Source organism: Flagellimonas maritima (genome assembly GCF_003269425.1).
Taxonomy (GTDB): domain Bacteria; phylum Bacteroidota; class Bacteroidia; order Flavobacteriales; family Flavobacteriaceae; genus Flagellimonas; species Flagellimonas maritima.
The window spans coordinates 987501-1004907 of sequence record NZ_CP030104.1 but is presented as its reverse complement, the minus strand read 5'-3'; the positions used below and the strand labels follow the sequence as shown (position 1 = coordinate 1004907).

Sequence of the window (17407 nt, the reverse complement as noted above, 5' to 3'; positions counted from 1 at the left end):
ATATTCCAAGTGAAAAAAATTCAATTTTTAGGTTGGGCAATCGCCATTGCCTTTATTTCCTCATGCAACTTTACTGAGGAAATTTCTTTAAAAGAAGATGGTTCAGGGAAGTTATCCATCAATTTTGATGGATCGGAGCTTATGGAAATGGCAGGCGAAGAAATGATGAAGAGCAACGAAAAGCCAGTCGATTCTTTGTTCTCGTTCAAAGACATGCTCGAAGAAAAAAAGGATAGTATCGCAAAGCTTCCACCTGAAGAGCAGGCAAAACTAAAACAGTTGGAACCTTTTAGCATGCACATGATCATGAACCCAGAGGAAAAAATAATGAAATTTGATTTGTTCAGTGAGTTCAAGGATGTAAGTGAGGTAAATGATGCATTCAATGCATTTCAAGGCGCAAGCGCTCTTGGCCCAAAAAATGGGCAGCAAAAGTCGGCGCCCATAGGTAATCAAGACGCAACGACAGAGGTCAACTATACATTCTCTAATAATATTTTTTCCCGTAAAGCGAAAATTATAGATGAAGAACTCTTTCAAAAGGGATTGGATAGCTTGCAAGGAGCCGAAATGTTTCTCTCAGGATCAACATATACCCTTAAATATCAATTTCCGAAAAAAGTAAGATCCACAAATGTTGAAGGTGCCACTTTTAGTGCAGATGGCAAAACCATGTTCTACGAGGTAGATTTTATGGACCTCATGAAAGACCCTTCCGTTTTAGATTTGAAGGTTGAACTGGAGGACTAGTTTTTGGATAAAGGTGTTTGTATCTTTGCGGGATGAACAAGAAAGTCTTTCTGGAGGATTTAGGACTTAAGGATTACAAGGAAACTTGGGATTACCAAGAAAAACTGTTTCAGAAAATCGTTGATCTTAAAATCAAAAACAGGAGATCAGGCACTAAAGATAAAACGCCAAATCACTTTATTTTTGTAGAGCACCCGCACGTTTATACACTTGGTAAAAGTGGGGATATGTCAAATTTACTGGTAGATGAAAAGGTGCTTGAGAAAAAAGGCGCCAAATTTTACAAAATTAATAGAGGCGGGGATATTACATACCACGGCCCAGGACAGATTGTAGGCTACCCTATTTTGGACCTTGATAATTTCTTTACAGATATCCACAAATATCTACGGCTACTGGAAGAGATGGTTATTTTGACTCTGGCCGAATATGGATTGGAGGCAGAACGCTCCGAAGGTGAAACAGGGGTTTGGCTGGATGTTGGAACACCATTTGCACGAAAGATATGTGCTATGGGCGTAAGAGCGAGCAGGTGGGTTACCATGCACGGTTTTGCCTTAAACATAAATTCAGATTTAGGATATTTTGATATGATGATTCCTTGCGGAATAAAGGATAAGGCGGTAACTTCTTTAAATGTAGAGCTGGGCAAGCAAAAGATTGATATGGATGAAATAAAAGTGAAACTCCACAAGTATTTTGAAAAGCTTTTCAAAGCAGAGTTGATAAAAGAGGAAGCCTCCGTCTAGACCGAGGCTTCCTCTTTAAAAAACACAACGGATATTATTTTTGGAGTTCGGTCAGCACCATACTACTTGTTAATTTACCCTTTGGATTAAAGCTTTCTTGTTTTACCATTCCAATACCTTCTGCCAACCAAATCCTAGATGGAAAAATCTTACTTCCCATCATAGGCATTTTGGTTTTGTTTTCGCTATAAATCACAACACAATCAAAATCACCTGCAGGGGTGGTTACTTTTTCTTTTTTTTCGACCTTTCTGTTGATTGTTTCCACATTCATGTTCATGGTCATACCACCCATGTCGGCAGCTATACTTACATTGGCGTCGGCCAATTCTTGACCAACGCTCAGGTTGTTGGGCAATTCTATATCCGTGCCCGTTACATCAATTTCCATCGCGGCGAACTGTTGCATCATTTGTTGGTTCATCAACGATTGAAAATCTATTTTAACAACATCCCCCTCACAGGTAAAATCATAGTCCGATGCCATTATTTCTTTGCCCTTGCGATCTTGATATTTCATTTCCATGGTCGCAGTTGTAGTATCCCCATTATTGGAAACGTTGGTTACATTATAGTCTATTTTACCTTCCAATTTTCCTTTGCCATTGTAATTTGTATACTGGAAAGATGCACCCTCTTCAAGGGGATAATATTTACTGCAAGCACTTTGGGCAGCTAGAAAATAACAGCTAAAAATTGTTAGAACACTTACTATAACTTTGGTTTTCATCTTTTGTTGGTTTTTGTTATTGCTTAATAAATTCGACTCTCCTGTTCTGTGCTTTGCCTTCAATAGTGGCATTATCCTCCACGGGTTCGGATTCTCCCTTGCCTTCGGACATTAATCTATTGGAAGAAATTCCGTAAACAGTAGCCAATACGTTTTTTACTGCCTCGGCCCGCTTTTCGGATAAATTAAGATTGTTTTCATCAGACCCGTCAGAATCTGTATGGCCAACAATTTTTAGTTTCATCCCTTTTTCTTGTTGCAGAACTTGGGAAATCTGCCTGATTATGCCCATGGATTGCGGTTGGATATTTGCTGAACCGGATTCAAATAAAATTCCATTTGTTGATATTTTCCCTTCGGAAATTAGTTTTCTCCTTAAATCGACGCCACCCTCGGCAACTTTCAAATTTGAAATAAATAAGCGCTCTTTACCATCCTTAAATCCGACAGGCTCAAATTTTAAAGAGACAATTTTCCCAGAAGGAACCAGTCTGGGCACATCGATATATTTATTTTCATTGACCCAAAGCCTGAAACGCTTATCGTTTACCGCAACGGATACGTGAACTTTTTGTAGAACGTCCTTTCTTATGTCTGCTGTAACAGTATTTCGGATAACATTCTTACCACTGATATTATTCCAAATTCCAATACCAACAGGGGTATATTGACAAAAAGGAAGATAGGCATAAACGGCATTTGCACCATACCCAAATTTGTCACTATCATCCAAAATAAAGCGCAGCTTTGCCGTAGATGAAGTCTTATTATCGAGTCCATTGGCCAAGATATCAAATTCTATAGTGTAATCAGTAGGCAGTGATGGTACATCTGGTATATAAAAGGAATTAGGTTTTATTTCAAACCATTTTTCGCTCTCGCTACTTATCTCCACTACTTCTCCGCTACCATCGGTATTCCATTTGGAAGGAAAATCGCCTACAAAGTCGTTTTGGAAATTATCAAAAAATAATTGTCTGTCACCGGGAACAAAATCGAACTTGCTGTATACCTCTATCGTTTTTGGCCCTCCTTTTGACGGTTCCGTGGATGTACCGGTTGAGCTTTGATTTCCACTGGTGCTTGAAGGTAAATTTCCTTGGTTTTCTTGAGGTGTTCTGGGAGCTTTTTTACTTCCGGAGCCATCGCCCAAAACACTATCCAGTGCTTGGTCGGTTTTCTTCTCGCTTTCTCGTTCTACACGTCTCTCAACGGTTCTCTCGGCAGCTCTTTCGGCTTTTTTTGCTAATTTTTTGAAAAATTGCGCATTGGCATTAAAACAGAATGATAAAGCAAAAACCATAAGGATTTTGCCCATAAAAGAGGTTTTCATGTAAATAAGTGTTTAGTTAGTAATACGATACTAAAAGATATCGTAATTGATTGAAAATTACAAAATTGGATGATTTTACACAGGTAAGATGTATATATTGTTTAAATGTATGTACAAGTTGCTTTAATAAAGCTGCTAATTTATTTTGTATACGATAATTGAATTTTCTTGATCTTTTGCTACTAACTCTAATTTTCTGTCATTGTCCATATCCGCTAAATCGATAATGGAATTGCCAAAAACTGGGAAATTGGCAATTGGCAATGCTTGGCTATCGAACAAGTATATTTTTTGGTTTTGGATGTCCGTAACGCTCACGTAAATTTTATCGTATATGTAGAAAATTTTTGGTTTGGTATAAACTCCCAGTTCCAGCTCGACTTTTTTACCCCTTATGCTCAAGACGTTATCATCCATAAAAACCAAAGTATTGTTCGTGGCGTACATTCCGTGGTCTTTGTTCAAGTTAAAATTGGTGCTGGTGAGTTTACCCTTTGTATCTATTTGATGAAGCACTCCTTTATTATTGGTTATGGAAAATTTGTTCTTGTACAAATATGTCTCATTGCTGGAAAAATCTATTTTTTGGTCAACTTTGATACGTTCCCTACCTGTTCTATGAAGAATCTTTAAGCTTTGGTTTTCCAATTGAAATATTAAATAATCTTTATTGGAAATTCTAAAATGCTTTGGAGGTTGCATGATAGGACTTTCGGCTTTGGTATATATAAATCCATCGACTATTTGTGCCTTGTTGTTGTACATAAAAACTTTTTCGCCCTGAGTGACAATAAAACGATAGTCTTTTTTACCCTCATAATCAAAAACAGCCAATGGGTTTAGATTACCGCCCTCAAAGGTCTTTTTAAAGGGAGACACTTCATTGCCATTTCTATCTAGTATAGAAAATTTGTTATTTGTGCAGAATGCGATTTGCAGACGTCCATTTTTGTAGATGTCCACTTGATGTATTTTGCCCTGTATTCTGCCTTCCAATTGTTTTTTCCAAAGTACTTTGCCTTCCGTGGAGATTAGGTATAAAAAATTATTCTGATCTTGAACTATAATCTCTTGTTTATTTGTTCTATGGTTTTTGACAAATTGTGGTTTGTTCGCTAAATCTGTATCCAACTCTAAAGTAAATAGGGGAGTTACTGTTTTGGTTTTTACGGGCTTTTCTATTTTAGAGACCAAAAAGTTGATGTGGGCAAAATTTTCTTCAGCTACTACTTGGGCTGCAAATGTGTGGTCGGAGAAATCTTTTTCCTTTATTGAATTATAAAATGTAGAGGGAAATTCTTTTTCCGTAAAAAAATCAATTCCTGAAGCGTTGGAGATAAAAAGTATGGTGGATTCATTTGCCAAAGATGCCATGGCACTTTTGTAGAAGTCTGTCTTACCAAATGAGGAATTGGTTTTATAATTGTTTATAATGGTTTGCAATATTTCTTTTTTTTCCGAAAAAATAAATGCATTTTCAAGAATCGTATAATATTTGGATTCAAAATCTGTTACCAGCGGATTAAAAGTTTTTGTAAGCAAATCATGAGCTGATATTGAAAGTATTTCACTGCCTTGATAGATTGAAGAGGAGGTTCTGTTAACATCCAAAAACTCGGATAAGCTCTCTGTTCCAAATGAATTTAGGATAATCGCCTTTTGTGAATTTGAATAAATTATCCCCAATTCTTCAATCGTGTTGAAAAGAGAATCAATACGCCTGGTTCTATCCAAATAATTGTTTTGATTTTTTGCAAAGACCAGATAATCATCAAAAGTATAGGAGATTATTGCCTGTGCGTTCAGGGGGGCTATAAATGGCGTTTTATTGGTTAATGGATTTGTTCTCTTAAAAAGATTGATAAAATTTTTCGTAGAATCTGAAGCTATCGCGATTCCGTTAAAATTTAAATTATCTGAATTCGCAGAAAAATCAAGGGATATCCAATCGCAAAAGTCCCCAAGTTTGTTTCGTCCTTCAATTAATTGGGAAGATATCATTGAAGATGGTTCTCTAAGATTTAAAAATAGGGTTGCCGGTTTATTAATTTCAGAAGTTTCATATAATTTTTTTAATTCGGAATCTATTGGATAATCCACTTTAGCGCGAACCATATTTTCCATCAACATCATGGACGAAGTTAGAATGATGGTGCTGTCTTCTATTATACTATATATCTCAGAATCATCAAGACTATATTTTTTAATGTTCCTATCTTGATAATTTAGGGTTTCAATTGTTTTGTTGCTTACATTTTTTGTATTGAAAAAATCAACTGTATTTTTTGATACTAAAACGATTTCATAATTTTTCTTTCCAATTTCATAAAATGCCAGAACACAGGTTGCGTCAGAATTTATATTTTCTAGATCGCTGACTTTCCTGGATATATTTTCATGTAATTCCAAATTATCCATCTTATTTAAAAATGAATTGTTTTTTAGCTCACTTTTAAAATTGGGAAGATTATTTATTTTTATTATCAATGCTGCATTTGGAGGTAAATACTTTAATAAAGAATCTGTGGTCGTGACTTCATCTTTACAGGATAATAATAAGGAGATGAGTAAAAAAACAAATATCTGGGGTTTCATTGTCAAAGTTTCAAACAAATTTAGGATTTTTAAATATCCAGTATCAATTGTTTGGGAAGTTGCCTAAAACTTTTTCTATGGTATTTGGTTAGTCCATATTCTCTTATTGCCTCTCGATGTTCTTTGGTTGGGTATCCTTTATTTCTTTTCCAATTATAAATTGGAAACTCTTCGTGTATTTTACACATATACTCATCCCTGTAGGTTTTGGCCAATACGGATGCAGCGGCAATACTCATGAATTTTCCATCGCCTTTAATGATACATTCATGGGGAATGGAAGGGTAGGGTTTAAAACGATTGCCGTCAACAAGAATAAAACTTGGGGCCCGGGAAAGACCATCCAAAGCTCTGTGCATTGCAAGTATGGAAGCATTTAAAATGTTGAGTTTGTCAATTTCGTCCTCAAAAACATGACAAACGGAAAAGGATATTGCTTCTTTTTCCAGTACTGATCTTAAGGATTCTCTCTTTAACTCCGATAAAACCTTAGAGTCGTTTAAAATTGTGTTGGCAAATTTTTTTGGCAAAATAATTGCTCCGGCAGTAACAGGTCCTGCTAAACAACCTCTCCCAGCTTCGTCAGTGCCTGCTTCTTTATCATATTTGAATCTTTTTTTTAACATAAATCTTCTTGAAAATCAGCTCCGGTCACAAAAAAATGCGTGTTGTTCTGTAAAAAGGTTAAATAGATAATTTTTTTTCAAAGAAAATACCTACGAAAAAAAAATATCGTAATTATTAGGTCAATTTTAACATTTTATGGGTTGATTCCAATGTATTTTTTGGAATATTAAGTTTTTATTAAGATTTTTACCGCTGACTAATTCAAAAATTCAATTAAATGAAATCAAAGTTAACTTTGATGCTTACGCCTTTGTTGGTGTTATGCATGAGTTTCTCTTTCGGACAAGAGAAAACAATTTCCGGTAATGTAACTGACCAAAATGGCTTGCCCCTTCCAGGGGTATCGGTCGTTGTGGTAGGAACAACTTCCGGCACACAGACCGATTTTGACGGTAACTACACAATCTCCGCCAATGAAGGTCAAGTTCTACGTTTTAGCTACTTGGGGCAGAGAACCGTAAATAGGACGGTTGGTTCTTCGGATACAATAAGTATACAGATGGAGGAAGACGCACAGGCATTGGACGAGGTAGTTGTTGTGGGTTATGGGACTACCACGAAAGAGGCCTTTGTTGGTACCGCCGCAGTTGTTGAGGCCGAAAATCTAGATGCGAAATCCAACCCTAATATAGCCCAGGCATTGACAGGTGAGGTTGCAGGTTTAACGGTGGTAAATACTTCAGGTCAGCCTGGTAATGCATCTACCATACGTATTCGTGGTTATGGATCCGTAAATGGTAACAGAAATCCACTTTATGTTGTGGATGGTGTTCCATTTACAGTACCACGTGTTCCTAATAGTGATGTAGGTGATGATGATGATGAGCAAACTTTTGCTAATACCATTAGTCCATTGAACTCGATTAATCCTCAAGATATAGCTAGTGTAACGGTTCTTAAAGATGCGACAGCAACCGCAATTTATGGTTCTAGAGGGGCAAATGGGGTTATCGTGATTACTACAAAAAAAGGTAGATCAGGGGATGCTACTATAGAGGTAGATTTTAAAACAGGTTTCAATTCACAATTAATTCCTCGCTACGACGTACTTCAGTCTCCAGAGGAGTATATCGGATATACTTGGGAGGGTAAATTCAATCGAGGTGTTGCTACTGGTGAGGCAGACCCTGTAGCTTTTGCGAATGCTACCTTATTTGACGCGAATGCAGGTATTGATCCAGGTTATAATCTATGGAATGTGAACTCAACATCTGAATTAATAGATCCAGAAACTAGAACAGTTCGTCCAGGAGTGACTAGAAAATATACCCCAGAAAAGTATGCAGATTTAAGTTTTCAGGCTGCTATTAGAACGGAAGGTAACGTTCGTATGAGCGGCGGAAATGAGAAGACTAGCTACTACGTATCAGCTGGATTTTTGGATGATAACGGATACGCGCTAAACACAGGTTTTGAACGCTATAATACGCGTTTGAACTTAACTTCTCAGATTAAGGATTGGTTGAAAGTAGGGTCGAATATTACGTATTCATATTCAGAGAGCCAAAACAACGGTCAAACGGTTGGTTCAGAAAACCTTTTCGAATTTGCGGATAAAAATCCACCAATATATCCTGTGTTTTTGAGGGATAATGATGGTAATTTGGTTCCCGATCCGATATTTGGAGGATTCCAATATGATTTTGGTTCACCATCTGGTTTTAGAGATAGAAATAGTGCAAATCTATTAAATCCAGTGGCCTCGGCAGTATATGATTTTTTGGGAAGTAGGAGGCATGATATGATTGGTAATTTTTCTGCAGAAATCAATTTGGCTGAAGGTTTGGTTTTTGAAACAAGGTACGGTGTTCAGTTTGCCAACGATATCCAAAAGAGTTACGGTAATCCATTTTATGGAACTGCAGTTCAACAAGGTGGAACATTGTTTCAACGTGAACAACAGGATGTGACTACTAACTTTTTACAATTGTTGCGTTACAATAAAAACTTTGGAAACCATGGCTTTGATGCTTTGATAGCTCATGAAAGCAATGATTATACACGTAATTTCAGTAGTGGTAATAAAAGAGATGTTGCAGTTCCGGGTCTTTTGGAGTTGGACAACTTTGCAGTAACGCAAGGTCAGCCAGTCGGATTTAGTGAGGGTGCCACGTTGGAATCGTATTTTTCACAGGTCAACTATAATTACAATAGTACTTATTTTCTTTCGGGTTCAGTAAGGACCGATGGCTCTTCGCGATTTATTAATGATAAGTGGGGTGTTTTCTGGTCCATTGGGGGTTCTTGGATAGCTAGTAATGAAAGTTTCTTGGAAAATAGCAAACTGTTTTCATATTTGAAGTTAAAGGCTTCTTACGGTGTTATAGGTGATCAAGAAGGTATTGACTTCTATCAATCTGATGATACTTTTAATGTAACCAATTTGAATGACGGATTATCCATTTCAGAGAGACGGAATGGAAATCCTGATTTGACGTGGGAAGAATCAAAAATGTTTCAAACTGGGGTAGAACTTTCCTTGGGAAGATTTTTGGATGTAAATGTGGATTATTACCGTAAAAATACGGAGAATCTTTTCTTCGATAGGCGTGTTGGATCTTCGCAAGGTATTTCAACAGTAACGGTTAATGATGGAGAGCTTAGAAACACTGGATTGGAATTTAGTCTGACCGCTCATCTAATTCAAACGGAAAATGCTAAATTAGATCTTACCATTAATGGAGAGCATATAGACAATGAGATTGTTACAATGCCTTTGTGGGTAGATCCGCAAACACAGGAATTAGTACCAAGACCTATTGATGCATCTCCTCCATTGTTTGCTTACTCTAGAGGAAGCTCTATTTTTGATTTTTATTTAAGAGAGTATGCGGGTGTTGATCCAGAAACTGGTGTCATGCTTTGGAACGAGTACTTTAATGATGCTAATGGCAATGGTACATTAGATGATGGAGAGGAGAGTATTGCCGATTTATTTCCTTATACACTCAATAACCCAGATGCGACCATAGCAAGCCAAACTACGACAAGATATGCTGATGCAACCTTAAAATATGTCGACAAATCTGCAATTCCAACGCTTCGAGGGGCCTTCAGGTTGGCAGGTAGTTACAAGAATTTTAGCCTTGCTGCACAATTTACTTATCAGTTTGGTGGATGGGCTCATGATACACAATACTCTGAATTGATGAACGACCGTTTTGGTGCTGGTTCAAACAATTTCCATACAGATATTAGCAGAAGATGGCAGCAACCTGGAGATATAACGGATGTACCCCGTATTTCAGATGGTTTTGATCAAAATATAGGTTCTTCATCCACAAGATGGTTGATTAAATCAGATTTTATCGCCTTAAACAATGTTCGTTTAGGCTATCAAGTCCCGACAAGGTTGTTGAGTAATACAGGATTGCAAAATATTAATGTTTGGGTTTCTGGAGATAATCTTTACATAGGTTCTAAAAGAGATGGATTTAATCCAACTACTTCTGAAACTGGTAATACAGGACGACGTTTGTACGCTCCTTTAAGTACAGTTACTATGGGTGTTAGTGTTAAATTTTAAAAAAAAATAATTATGAAAAATAAGTTTTACATAAGTACAATTATGGCTTTGATGTTACTGACATTTAGCTGTGAAGACGACTTTTTGGACAGAGAACCTTCTGAGTTTATAACTCAAAATCAGATAACTGATGCAGCTGTTACCAACCCTGGTATAGTTGCGGGTACTATTGCTGGTATTTACTCTTTAATGATTCAGACAGAAACAGGTGGTACTACTGGTGATGATGATTTTGGGCAAAAAGGTAATGATATCTTTGGTGATATGCTATGTGGTGACATGGCATTATCTCGTAGTACTTTTGGTTGGTATAGGGCAAGTATCACTGAATTTCAAGGCCCTCAAGATTTTACTTTTGGTGACAATAGACAAGTATGGAGGTATTATTTTCGTCTTGTTCGTTCTGCCAATTCTGCTATCAGTGCTTTCGGGGGGAGCGATGCTGTTCCTGAACTAGAGGAGGCAAGATATAATTTAGGGCAAGCATTAGCTATTAGAGCGCACTCTTATTTTTACTTGACTCAATACTTTGCCAATGATTATAATCCATCAGCTGAGATATTGCCATTATATGATGATATTGAAGATGTTAATGGTCCAAAAGTAGCGACAAGTGTAATCTATGATTTGATGGAGAGCGATTTAACTTCAGCCATCTCTTTGTTGGAAGGATTTGGTCGTAGCGCAAAGAATGAAATCAATCAAGATGTTGCCAGAGGAATACTGGCCTATGTTTTAGGTTCCAGGCGTGACCGTTGGGGTGATGTTGCTTCTCAAACTGGAGCAGTAATTGACGGTGGAGCTTTTCCTTTAATGACCGCTGAAGAGATTGTTGGCGGGTTTAATGATGTCAATACACCTGGATGGATGTGGGGTATTGATTTGACATCCGAGATAGGTTTGAACTTGGTATCATGGTGGGGACAAATGGATTCTTTTACGTTTAGTTATGCATGGGCAGGAGATTATAAAGCAATTGATCAAGATTTATACGATGCAATTTCCGCTGATGATGCCCGTAAAGCTCAATTTAATGATGATCCTGAAAATCGTTTTTTATTACCGTTGGATAAGTTTTACGATCCAGGGCGAGTAATCGGTGGACAACGCTTTATTGAGACGGATTATATTTATATGCGAGTGGCAGAAATGTATTTGTTAAATGCAGAAGCACTCGCAAAATCTGGTAATGAACCAGGTGCTCGTGAAAGATTAAAAGAATTGTTGGATTTACGTATCCCTGATTCTTCTTACATTGACGGTTTAGCAGGACAGGACTTATTGGATGAAATATATTTACAAACTCGTATCGAATTATGGGGAGAAGGTAAAAGTTATTTAGCTATGAAAAGAAATCAAGCTACAATAACTAGAGGTCCTAACCATCTATCTTTTGTTGGTATTCCGATTGAACATAACGACGAGAGATTGACTTTCGAAATCCCATTTTTGGAGATTCAAAACAATCCATTTATTAATACTCAAAATGAGTAGTAATTGAATTTGAAAAAATAAATTTAAAGGCCATCTTGTAAAGATGGCTTTTTTTTGTTTCAGTACTAAAGTATTGGGAATTTCAAACTTTCACATTTCTTTAAAAACAAAAAATATACCTTTGTTCTACCAATAACAGTGGATGAGATTTTTTTGTATTGCACTTCTTCTTTTAGTGAGGCTTTCTGTTTTCGCTCAGCAAGACTCGCTGCCTCCAGTACAACAGATAGATACCGTTGGACAAAACGGTCCAAAAGTTTTAAAAAGTAAAGAAGCAATAGAAAAAGATTCAGTGTTAATCTCGGACTATAAGATTATTTCTTATAGTCGAGATACCATTGTTTTGGACACTACGCTTACAATTAAAAAAGAATATAAATATAATTACCTCAGAAAAGACGATTTTGAGTTAATGCCTTTCGCAAATATCGGTCAGCCTTATAATTCCCTCGGTAGAACATTTTCAGAGAATACTTTCTATCCTCAACTAGGTGCACTGACAAAACACTTTAATTATATGGAGGTTGAGGATATTGATTATTATCATGTTCCAACCCCAATGACAGAACTAATGTTCAAGACTACTTTGGAACAAGGTCAGCTTTTAGATGCTCTTCTAACTTTCAACATTAATAAAGGGTTTAATGCATCAATTGCTTACAAAGGATTCAGGTCATTAGGTAAATATCGATTTAATCAAGCGCAATCTGGAAATTTCAGAACAACTTTCAATTACACTACCAATAATAAAAAATACATAGTAAGGGGTCATATTACTGCTCAAGACATTGAATCTGAAGAAAATGGCGGATTAGAGGATCGTGCGCAATTTGAAGGAGGAACACCTGACTTTGAAGATAGGTTTAGAATAGACGTATTATATACGGACGCTACTAATAGAGTTCAAGGAAGACGGTATTTTTTGGATCAACAGTTTAAATTATTTAATTATAAGAAAGATTCGACCAGTAAAAAACCTACAGCGTTAGTGATTGGCCATGAATTCAATTATGAAACTAAATATTATCAATTTACGCAAACAGAGCAGAATAATGCTTTTGGAGAAGATGTCTTTTCAGAACCAATAGATGATAGAGCTCGTCTAAAAACAATGTTTAATAAGCTAAGTATAGAATTTTCAAATAGAGTTTTAGGGAAGATTTCTGGGAATGCAAGTCTCTATAATTATAATTATTTCTTTAATAGCATTTTAGTTACGGATGAAGGGATTATAGGGAATCAATTGAAAGGAGAGGAAATTGCTATCGGAGGGACCTATTCAAAGGATTTAGGACGTTTAAAATTAGATGGTAGCATTAACTATAACATTTTAGGAGAACTTACAGGGAATACTTTCAACACTTCTGTACAGTATATAATAAACAAGAACAATCTATTTTTTGGTTCGATTAATGCATCTTCACGGATGCCTAACTTCAATTACTTATTATACCAGAGTGATTACGAGAATTTTAATTGGCAGAATACGGATAATTTTGAAAAACAACAGATACAAAATATAGCGTTTGGTTTTGACTCATTTTTTTTTGGAAATATAAAAGCTGAATACAGTGCAATTGACAATTATACATACTTCGCGTCATCAGAGGCCGAACAAGAAGAAATAGATAACGGTCTTGAAACCGCTTTCGTGAAACCTATTCAAGAGACTTCCACTATTAATCACCTACGGATTAAATATTTTAAGGAGTTCAAGTGGAGAAAATGGGCTTTAGCCAATACAGTTCTCTATCAAGATGTTACCCAGGATACCCAAGTGCTTAATGTTCCTCAAGTCGTAACAAGAAATACGCTTTACTTCTCAACGGATGCTTTCAAAAAAGCGATGTTCTTGCAAACAGGGGTTACCCTTAAATATTTTACATCCTATAATATGAATGCTTATAACCCGCTATTAAGTGAGTTTTATACGCAAAATAGAGAAGAATTTGGCGGCTTTCCAATGATGGATTTTTTTATTAACGCGAAAGTTAGGCAGACAAGAATATACTTAAAGGCAGAACACTTCAATTCTTCTTTTTCAGAACCAAATTTTTATGCAGCACCTAATTATCCTTACCGCGACTTTGTCATACGTTTTGGATTGGTCTGGAATTTCTTTTCTTGAAGTTTTTTCAATTTGTAACTGGAAAACAGCACCTTACAATTTTCTTTTCTTTTTTGGATAAAATTAAGTCAAAACTATTTGCGGAGAAGAAATAACCTGTTTATATTTGCACCCGCTTAGCTGATAAGGTTGGGCGCTGTAAGAGGGTAGATAGGTCCCGTTTCGGGGCTGTTTTTTTCTTTTTCGGATTCAAGAAGTTCATTTGACATATTGTATAGACAGCGTAAAAGAGAACACAAGGAACCATTTTGATGCGGGGGACTCGGTCATTGTCCAAGGTAGTTGGATAGATATTTAACGATAGACAATGAAGAGTTTGATCCTGGCTCAGGATGAACGCTAGCGGCAGGCCTAACACATGCAAGTCGAGGGGTAACGGGGGTGCTTGCACCCGCCGACGACCGGCGCACGGGTGCGGAACGCGTATGGAACCTGCCCCTGTCAGGGGAATAGCCCAGAGAAATTTGGATTAATGCCCCATGGCATCATATGGACACATGTCCACGTGATTAAAGATTTATCGGACAGGGATGGCCATGCGTACCATTAGTTTGTTGGTGGGGTAACGGCCCACCAAGGCAGCGATGGTTAGGGGCCCTGAGAGGGGGATCCCCCACACTGGTACTGAGACACGGACCAGACTCCTACGGGAGGCAGCAGTGAGGAATATTGGACAATGGAGGGGACTCTGATCCAGCCATGCCGCGTGCAGGATGACCGCCCTATGGGTCGTAAACTGCTTTTGTACGGGAAGAAACCCATCTTCGTGAAGATGGCTGACGGTACCGTAAGAATAAGGACCGGCTAACTCCGTGCCAGCAGCCGCGGTAATACGGAGGGTCCGAGCGTTATCCGGAATCATTGGGTTTAAAGGGTCCGTAGGCGGGCCGTTAAGTCAGGGGTGAAAGTCTGCGGCTCAACCGTAGAATTGCCTTTGATACTGGCGGTCTTGAGTTATGGTGAAGTTGCCGGAACATGTGGTGTAGCGGTGAAATGCATAGATATCACATAGAACGCCGATTGCGAAGGCAGGTGACTAACCATATACTGACGCTGATGGACGAAAGCGTGGGTAGCGAACGGGATTAGATACCCCGGTAGTCCACGCCGTAAACGATGGATACTAGCTGTCGGGCCCTTGGGCTCGGCGGCCAAGCGAAAGTGATAAGTATCCCACCTGGGGAGTACGTTCGCAAGAATGAAACTCAAAGGAATTGACGGGGGCCCGCACAAGCGGTGGAGCATGTGGTTTAATTCGATGATACGCGAGGAACCTTACCAGGGCTTAAATGTAGTATGACAGGGGTGGAGACACCCTTTTCTTCGGACATATTACAAGGTGCTGCATGGTTGTCGTCAGCTCGTGCCGTGAGGTGTCAGGTTAAGTCCTATAACGAGCGCAACCCCTACCGTTAGTTGCCAGCATGTAAAGATGGGGACTCTAACGGGACTGCCGGTGCAAACCGCGAGGAAGGTGGGGACGACGTCAAATCATCACGGCCCTTACGTCCTGGGCCACACACGTGCTACAATGGCCGGTACAGAGGGAAGCCACCCCGCAAGGGGGCGCGGATCTACAAAGCCGGTCACAGTTCGGATCGGGGTCTGCAACTCGACCCCGTGAAGCTGGAATCGCTAGTAATCGGATATCAGCCATGATCCGGTGAATACGTTCCCGGGCCTTGTACACACCGCCCGTCAAGCCATGGAAGCCGGGAGTGCCTGAAGTCCGTCACCGCAAGGAGCGGCCTAGGGCAAAATCGGTAACTAGGGCTAAGTCGTAACAAGGTAGCCGTACCGGAAGGTGCGGCTGGAACACCTCCTTTCTAGAGAAGAGACGACCGGACAATGTCCCGTCCCCCCATCGGAACGGTCCTTGTTCATCTTTTATGCTGTCTTATAATATGTTCACCAAAGAGTCTCATAGCTCAGCTGGTTAGAGCGCTACACTGATAATGTAGAGGTCGGCAGTTCGAGTCTGCCTGAGACTACAGGTCGAAAGGCTGGCGAGAAGCCTGTGCCGAGCGCAGTCGGGGTAAGTCTGTTTGAGACTACGGGAGGTACGAAGTTTGAAATACGGAAGTACGAAGTTCTTTAAAAAAAAATATTGGAAATTCTGGGAGTTAGCGTTCACGTTAAGAATAGGAGTAGGGTTATGGTTGGTACTGACGGCTATCGACTGACGACCGACAACTGAAACGGGGGATTAGCTCAGCTGGCTAGAGCGCCTGCCTTGCACGCAGGAGGTCATCGGTTCGACTCCGATATTCTCCACAACGGCGTAAAAGCTGTCCACGGCATATTTTTTTTTTGCCGGTGGCGGCCCGCCACAAGTTCATTGACATATTGGGACGGAGCGTGATGGTTTATTCCATCATCGCGAAGTCAAAGAAGAAACACGAAGTAGAATAGAACATAACAAAGGATTACGAGGGCATCTGTACCCAGGTACAGGTGCGACAAGCAAAAGAAGGGCGTATGGGGGATGCCTTGGCTCTCAGAGGCGAAGAAGGACGTGATAAGCTGCGAAAAGCCGCGGGGAACTGCACACGAGTGTCGATCCGCGGATATCCGAATGGGGCAACCCGGCATATTGAAGATATGCCACCCCGCAAGGGGGGCGAACCCGCTGAACTGAAACATCTAAGTAGGCGGAGGAAGAGAAAACAAAAGTGATTCCGATAGTAGCGGCGAGCGAAATCGGATTAGTCCAAACCGTTGCTGTTTCGGCAGCAGCGGGGTTGTAGGACCGCGATGTTCGAAGTGCGATGAATCAGAACAAGTTGGAAATCTTGACCGTAGAGGGTGATAGTCCCGTAAGAGCAAAGAGCGCCTAGATAGCGGTATCCTGAGTAGTGCGGGGCACGTGAAACCCTGTATGAACCCGGCGGGACCATCCGCCAAGACTAAATACTCCTGAGAGACCGATAGCGAACCAGTACCGTGAGGGAAAGGTGAAAAGAACCGTGAATAACGGAGTGAAAGAGATCCTGAAACCATACGCCTACAAGCGGTCGGAGTCCCGATTTATCGGGATGACGGCGTGCCTTTTGCATAATGAGCCTACGAGTTACTTTTACTGGCAAGGTTAAGCACTTCAGGTGCGCAGCCGTAGCGAAAGCGAGTCTGAACAGGGCGCCCATAGTCAGTAGTAGTAGACGCGAAACCGTGCGATCTACCCATGGGCAGGTTGAAGCTGTGGTAACACACAGTGGAGGACCGAACCCGTTGACGTTGAAAAGTCTTGGGATGACCTGTGGGTAGGGGTGAAAGGCCAATCAAGCTCGGAAATAGCTCGTACTCCCCGAAATGCATTTAGGTGCAGCGTTCTGATAGTTATATAGAGGTAGAGCTACTGATTGGATGCGGGGGCTTCACCGCCTACCAATTCCTGACAAACTCCGAATGCTATATAATGTTTCAGGGCAGTGAGGGCATGGGTGCTAAGGTCCATGTCCGAGAGGGAAAGAACCCG

Annotated in this window: 9 protein-coding genes, 2 tRNA genes and 2 rRNA genes (1 of these 13 running past the window's edge); 9 read left to right on the top strand and 4 right to left on the bottom strand. The window is 39.5% G+C overall.

Going from position 1 to position 17407, the window contains the following annotated elements:
- Positions 1-9: 9 nt before the first annotated feature.
- Both HME9304_RS04405 and lipB read left to right on the top strand, forming a co-directional pair.
- The gene (locus HME9304_RS04405; RefSeq protein WP_112377425.1) at positions 10-750 is read left to right on the top strand and encodes a hypothetical protein; all 741 of its coding nucleotides are present in this window, start codon (positions 10-12) and stop codon (positions 748-750) included.
- A gap of 32 nt (positions 751-782) precedes the next feature.
- The gene (gene lipB / locus HME9304_RS04400; RefSeq protein ID WP_112377424.1) at positions 783-1499 is read left to right on the top strand and encodes a lipoyl(octanoyl) transferase LipB; all 717 of its coding nucleotides are present in this window, start codon (positions 783-785) and stop codon (positions 1497-1499) included.
- A 34-nt stretch (positions 1500-1533) separates the two neighbouring features.
- On the opposite strand, the gene HME9304_RS04395 is transcribed toward lipB, so the two are convergent.
- From HME9304_RS04395 to HME9304_RS04380, 4 genes are all read right to left on the bottom strand, one after another.
- Positions 1534-2229 carry a TapB family protein gene (locus HME9304_RS04395; protein ID WP_112377423.1) on the bottom strand — a complete coding sequence of 232 codons (696 nt, stop codon included), beginning with the start codon at positions 2227-2229 and terminating at the stop codon, positions 1534-1536.
- A gap of 16 nt (positions 2230-2245) precedes the next feature.
- Positions 2246-3562 carry an OmpA family protein gene (locus HME9304_RS04390; RefSeq protein ID WP_112377422.1) on the bottom strand — a complete coding sequence of 439 codons (1317 nt, stop codon included), beginning with the start codon at positions 3560-3562 and terminating at the stop codon, positions 2246-2248.
- 135 nt (positions 3563-3697) lie between these two features.
- On the bottom strand, positions 3698-6157 hold the full coding sequence (locus HME9304_RS04385) for a ribonuclease HII (RefSeq protein WP_112377421.1): 2460 nt from the start codon (positions 6155-6157) through the stop codon (positions 3698-3700).
- Between the two features lie 29 nt (positions 6158-6186).
- A complete protein-coding gene (locus HME9304_RS04380) occupies positions 6187-6783 on the bottom strand; it encodes a ribonuclease HII (protein WP_112377420.1) in 597 nt (198 codons plus the stop codon).
- Positions 6784-7001: 218 nt separating this feature from the next.
- On the opposite strand from HME9304_RS04380, the gene HME9304_RS04375 reads away from it, so the two are divergent.
- From HME9304_RS04375 to HME9304_RS04345, 7 genes are all read left to right on the top strand, one after another.
- Positions 7002-10310, top strand: coding sequence for a SusC/RagA family TonB-linked outer membrane protein (locus HME9304_RS04375; RefSeq protein WP_112377419.1), 3309 nt, complete (start codon positions 7002-7004; stop codon positions 10308-10310).
- A gap of 12 nt (positions 10311-10322) precedes the next feature.
- Complete coding sequence (locus HME9304_RS04370; RefSeq protein ID WP_112377418.1) at positions 10323-11804, top strand: RagB/SusD family nutrient uptake outer membrane protein; 1482 nt, start codon at positions 10323-10325, stop codon at positions 11802-11804.
- 142 nt (positions 11805-11946) lie between these two features.
- The gene (locus HME9304_RS04365) at positions 11947-13932 is read left to right on the top strand and encodes a putative porin (RefSeq protein WP_112377417.1); all 1986 of its coding nucleotides are present in this window, start codon (positions 11947-11949) and stop codon (positions 13930-13932) included.
- 304 nt (positions 13933-14236) lie between these two features.
- Positions 14237-15758, top strand: a 16S ribosomal RNA gene (locus HME9304_RS04360).
- 91 nt (positions 15759-15849) lie between these two features.
- Positions 15850-15923: transfer RNA gene (locus HME9304_RS04355), tRNA-Ile, on the top strand.
- A 209-nt stretch (positions 15924-16132) separates the two neighbouring features.
- Positions 16133-16206: transfer RNA gene (locus HME9304_RS04350), tRNA-Ala, on the top strand.
- A gap of 182 nt (positions 16207-16388) precedes the next feature.
- Positions 16389-17407: ribosomal RNA gene (locus HME9304_RS04345) — 23S ribosomal RNA — on the top strand; it runs 1818 nt beyond the window's last position.
- Together the 16S and 23S rRNA genes with 2 tRNA genes alongside form the textbook arrangement of a ribosomal RNA operon.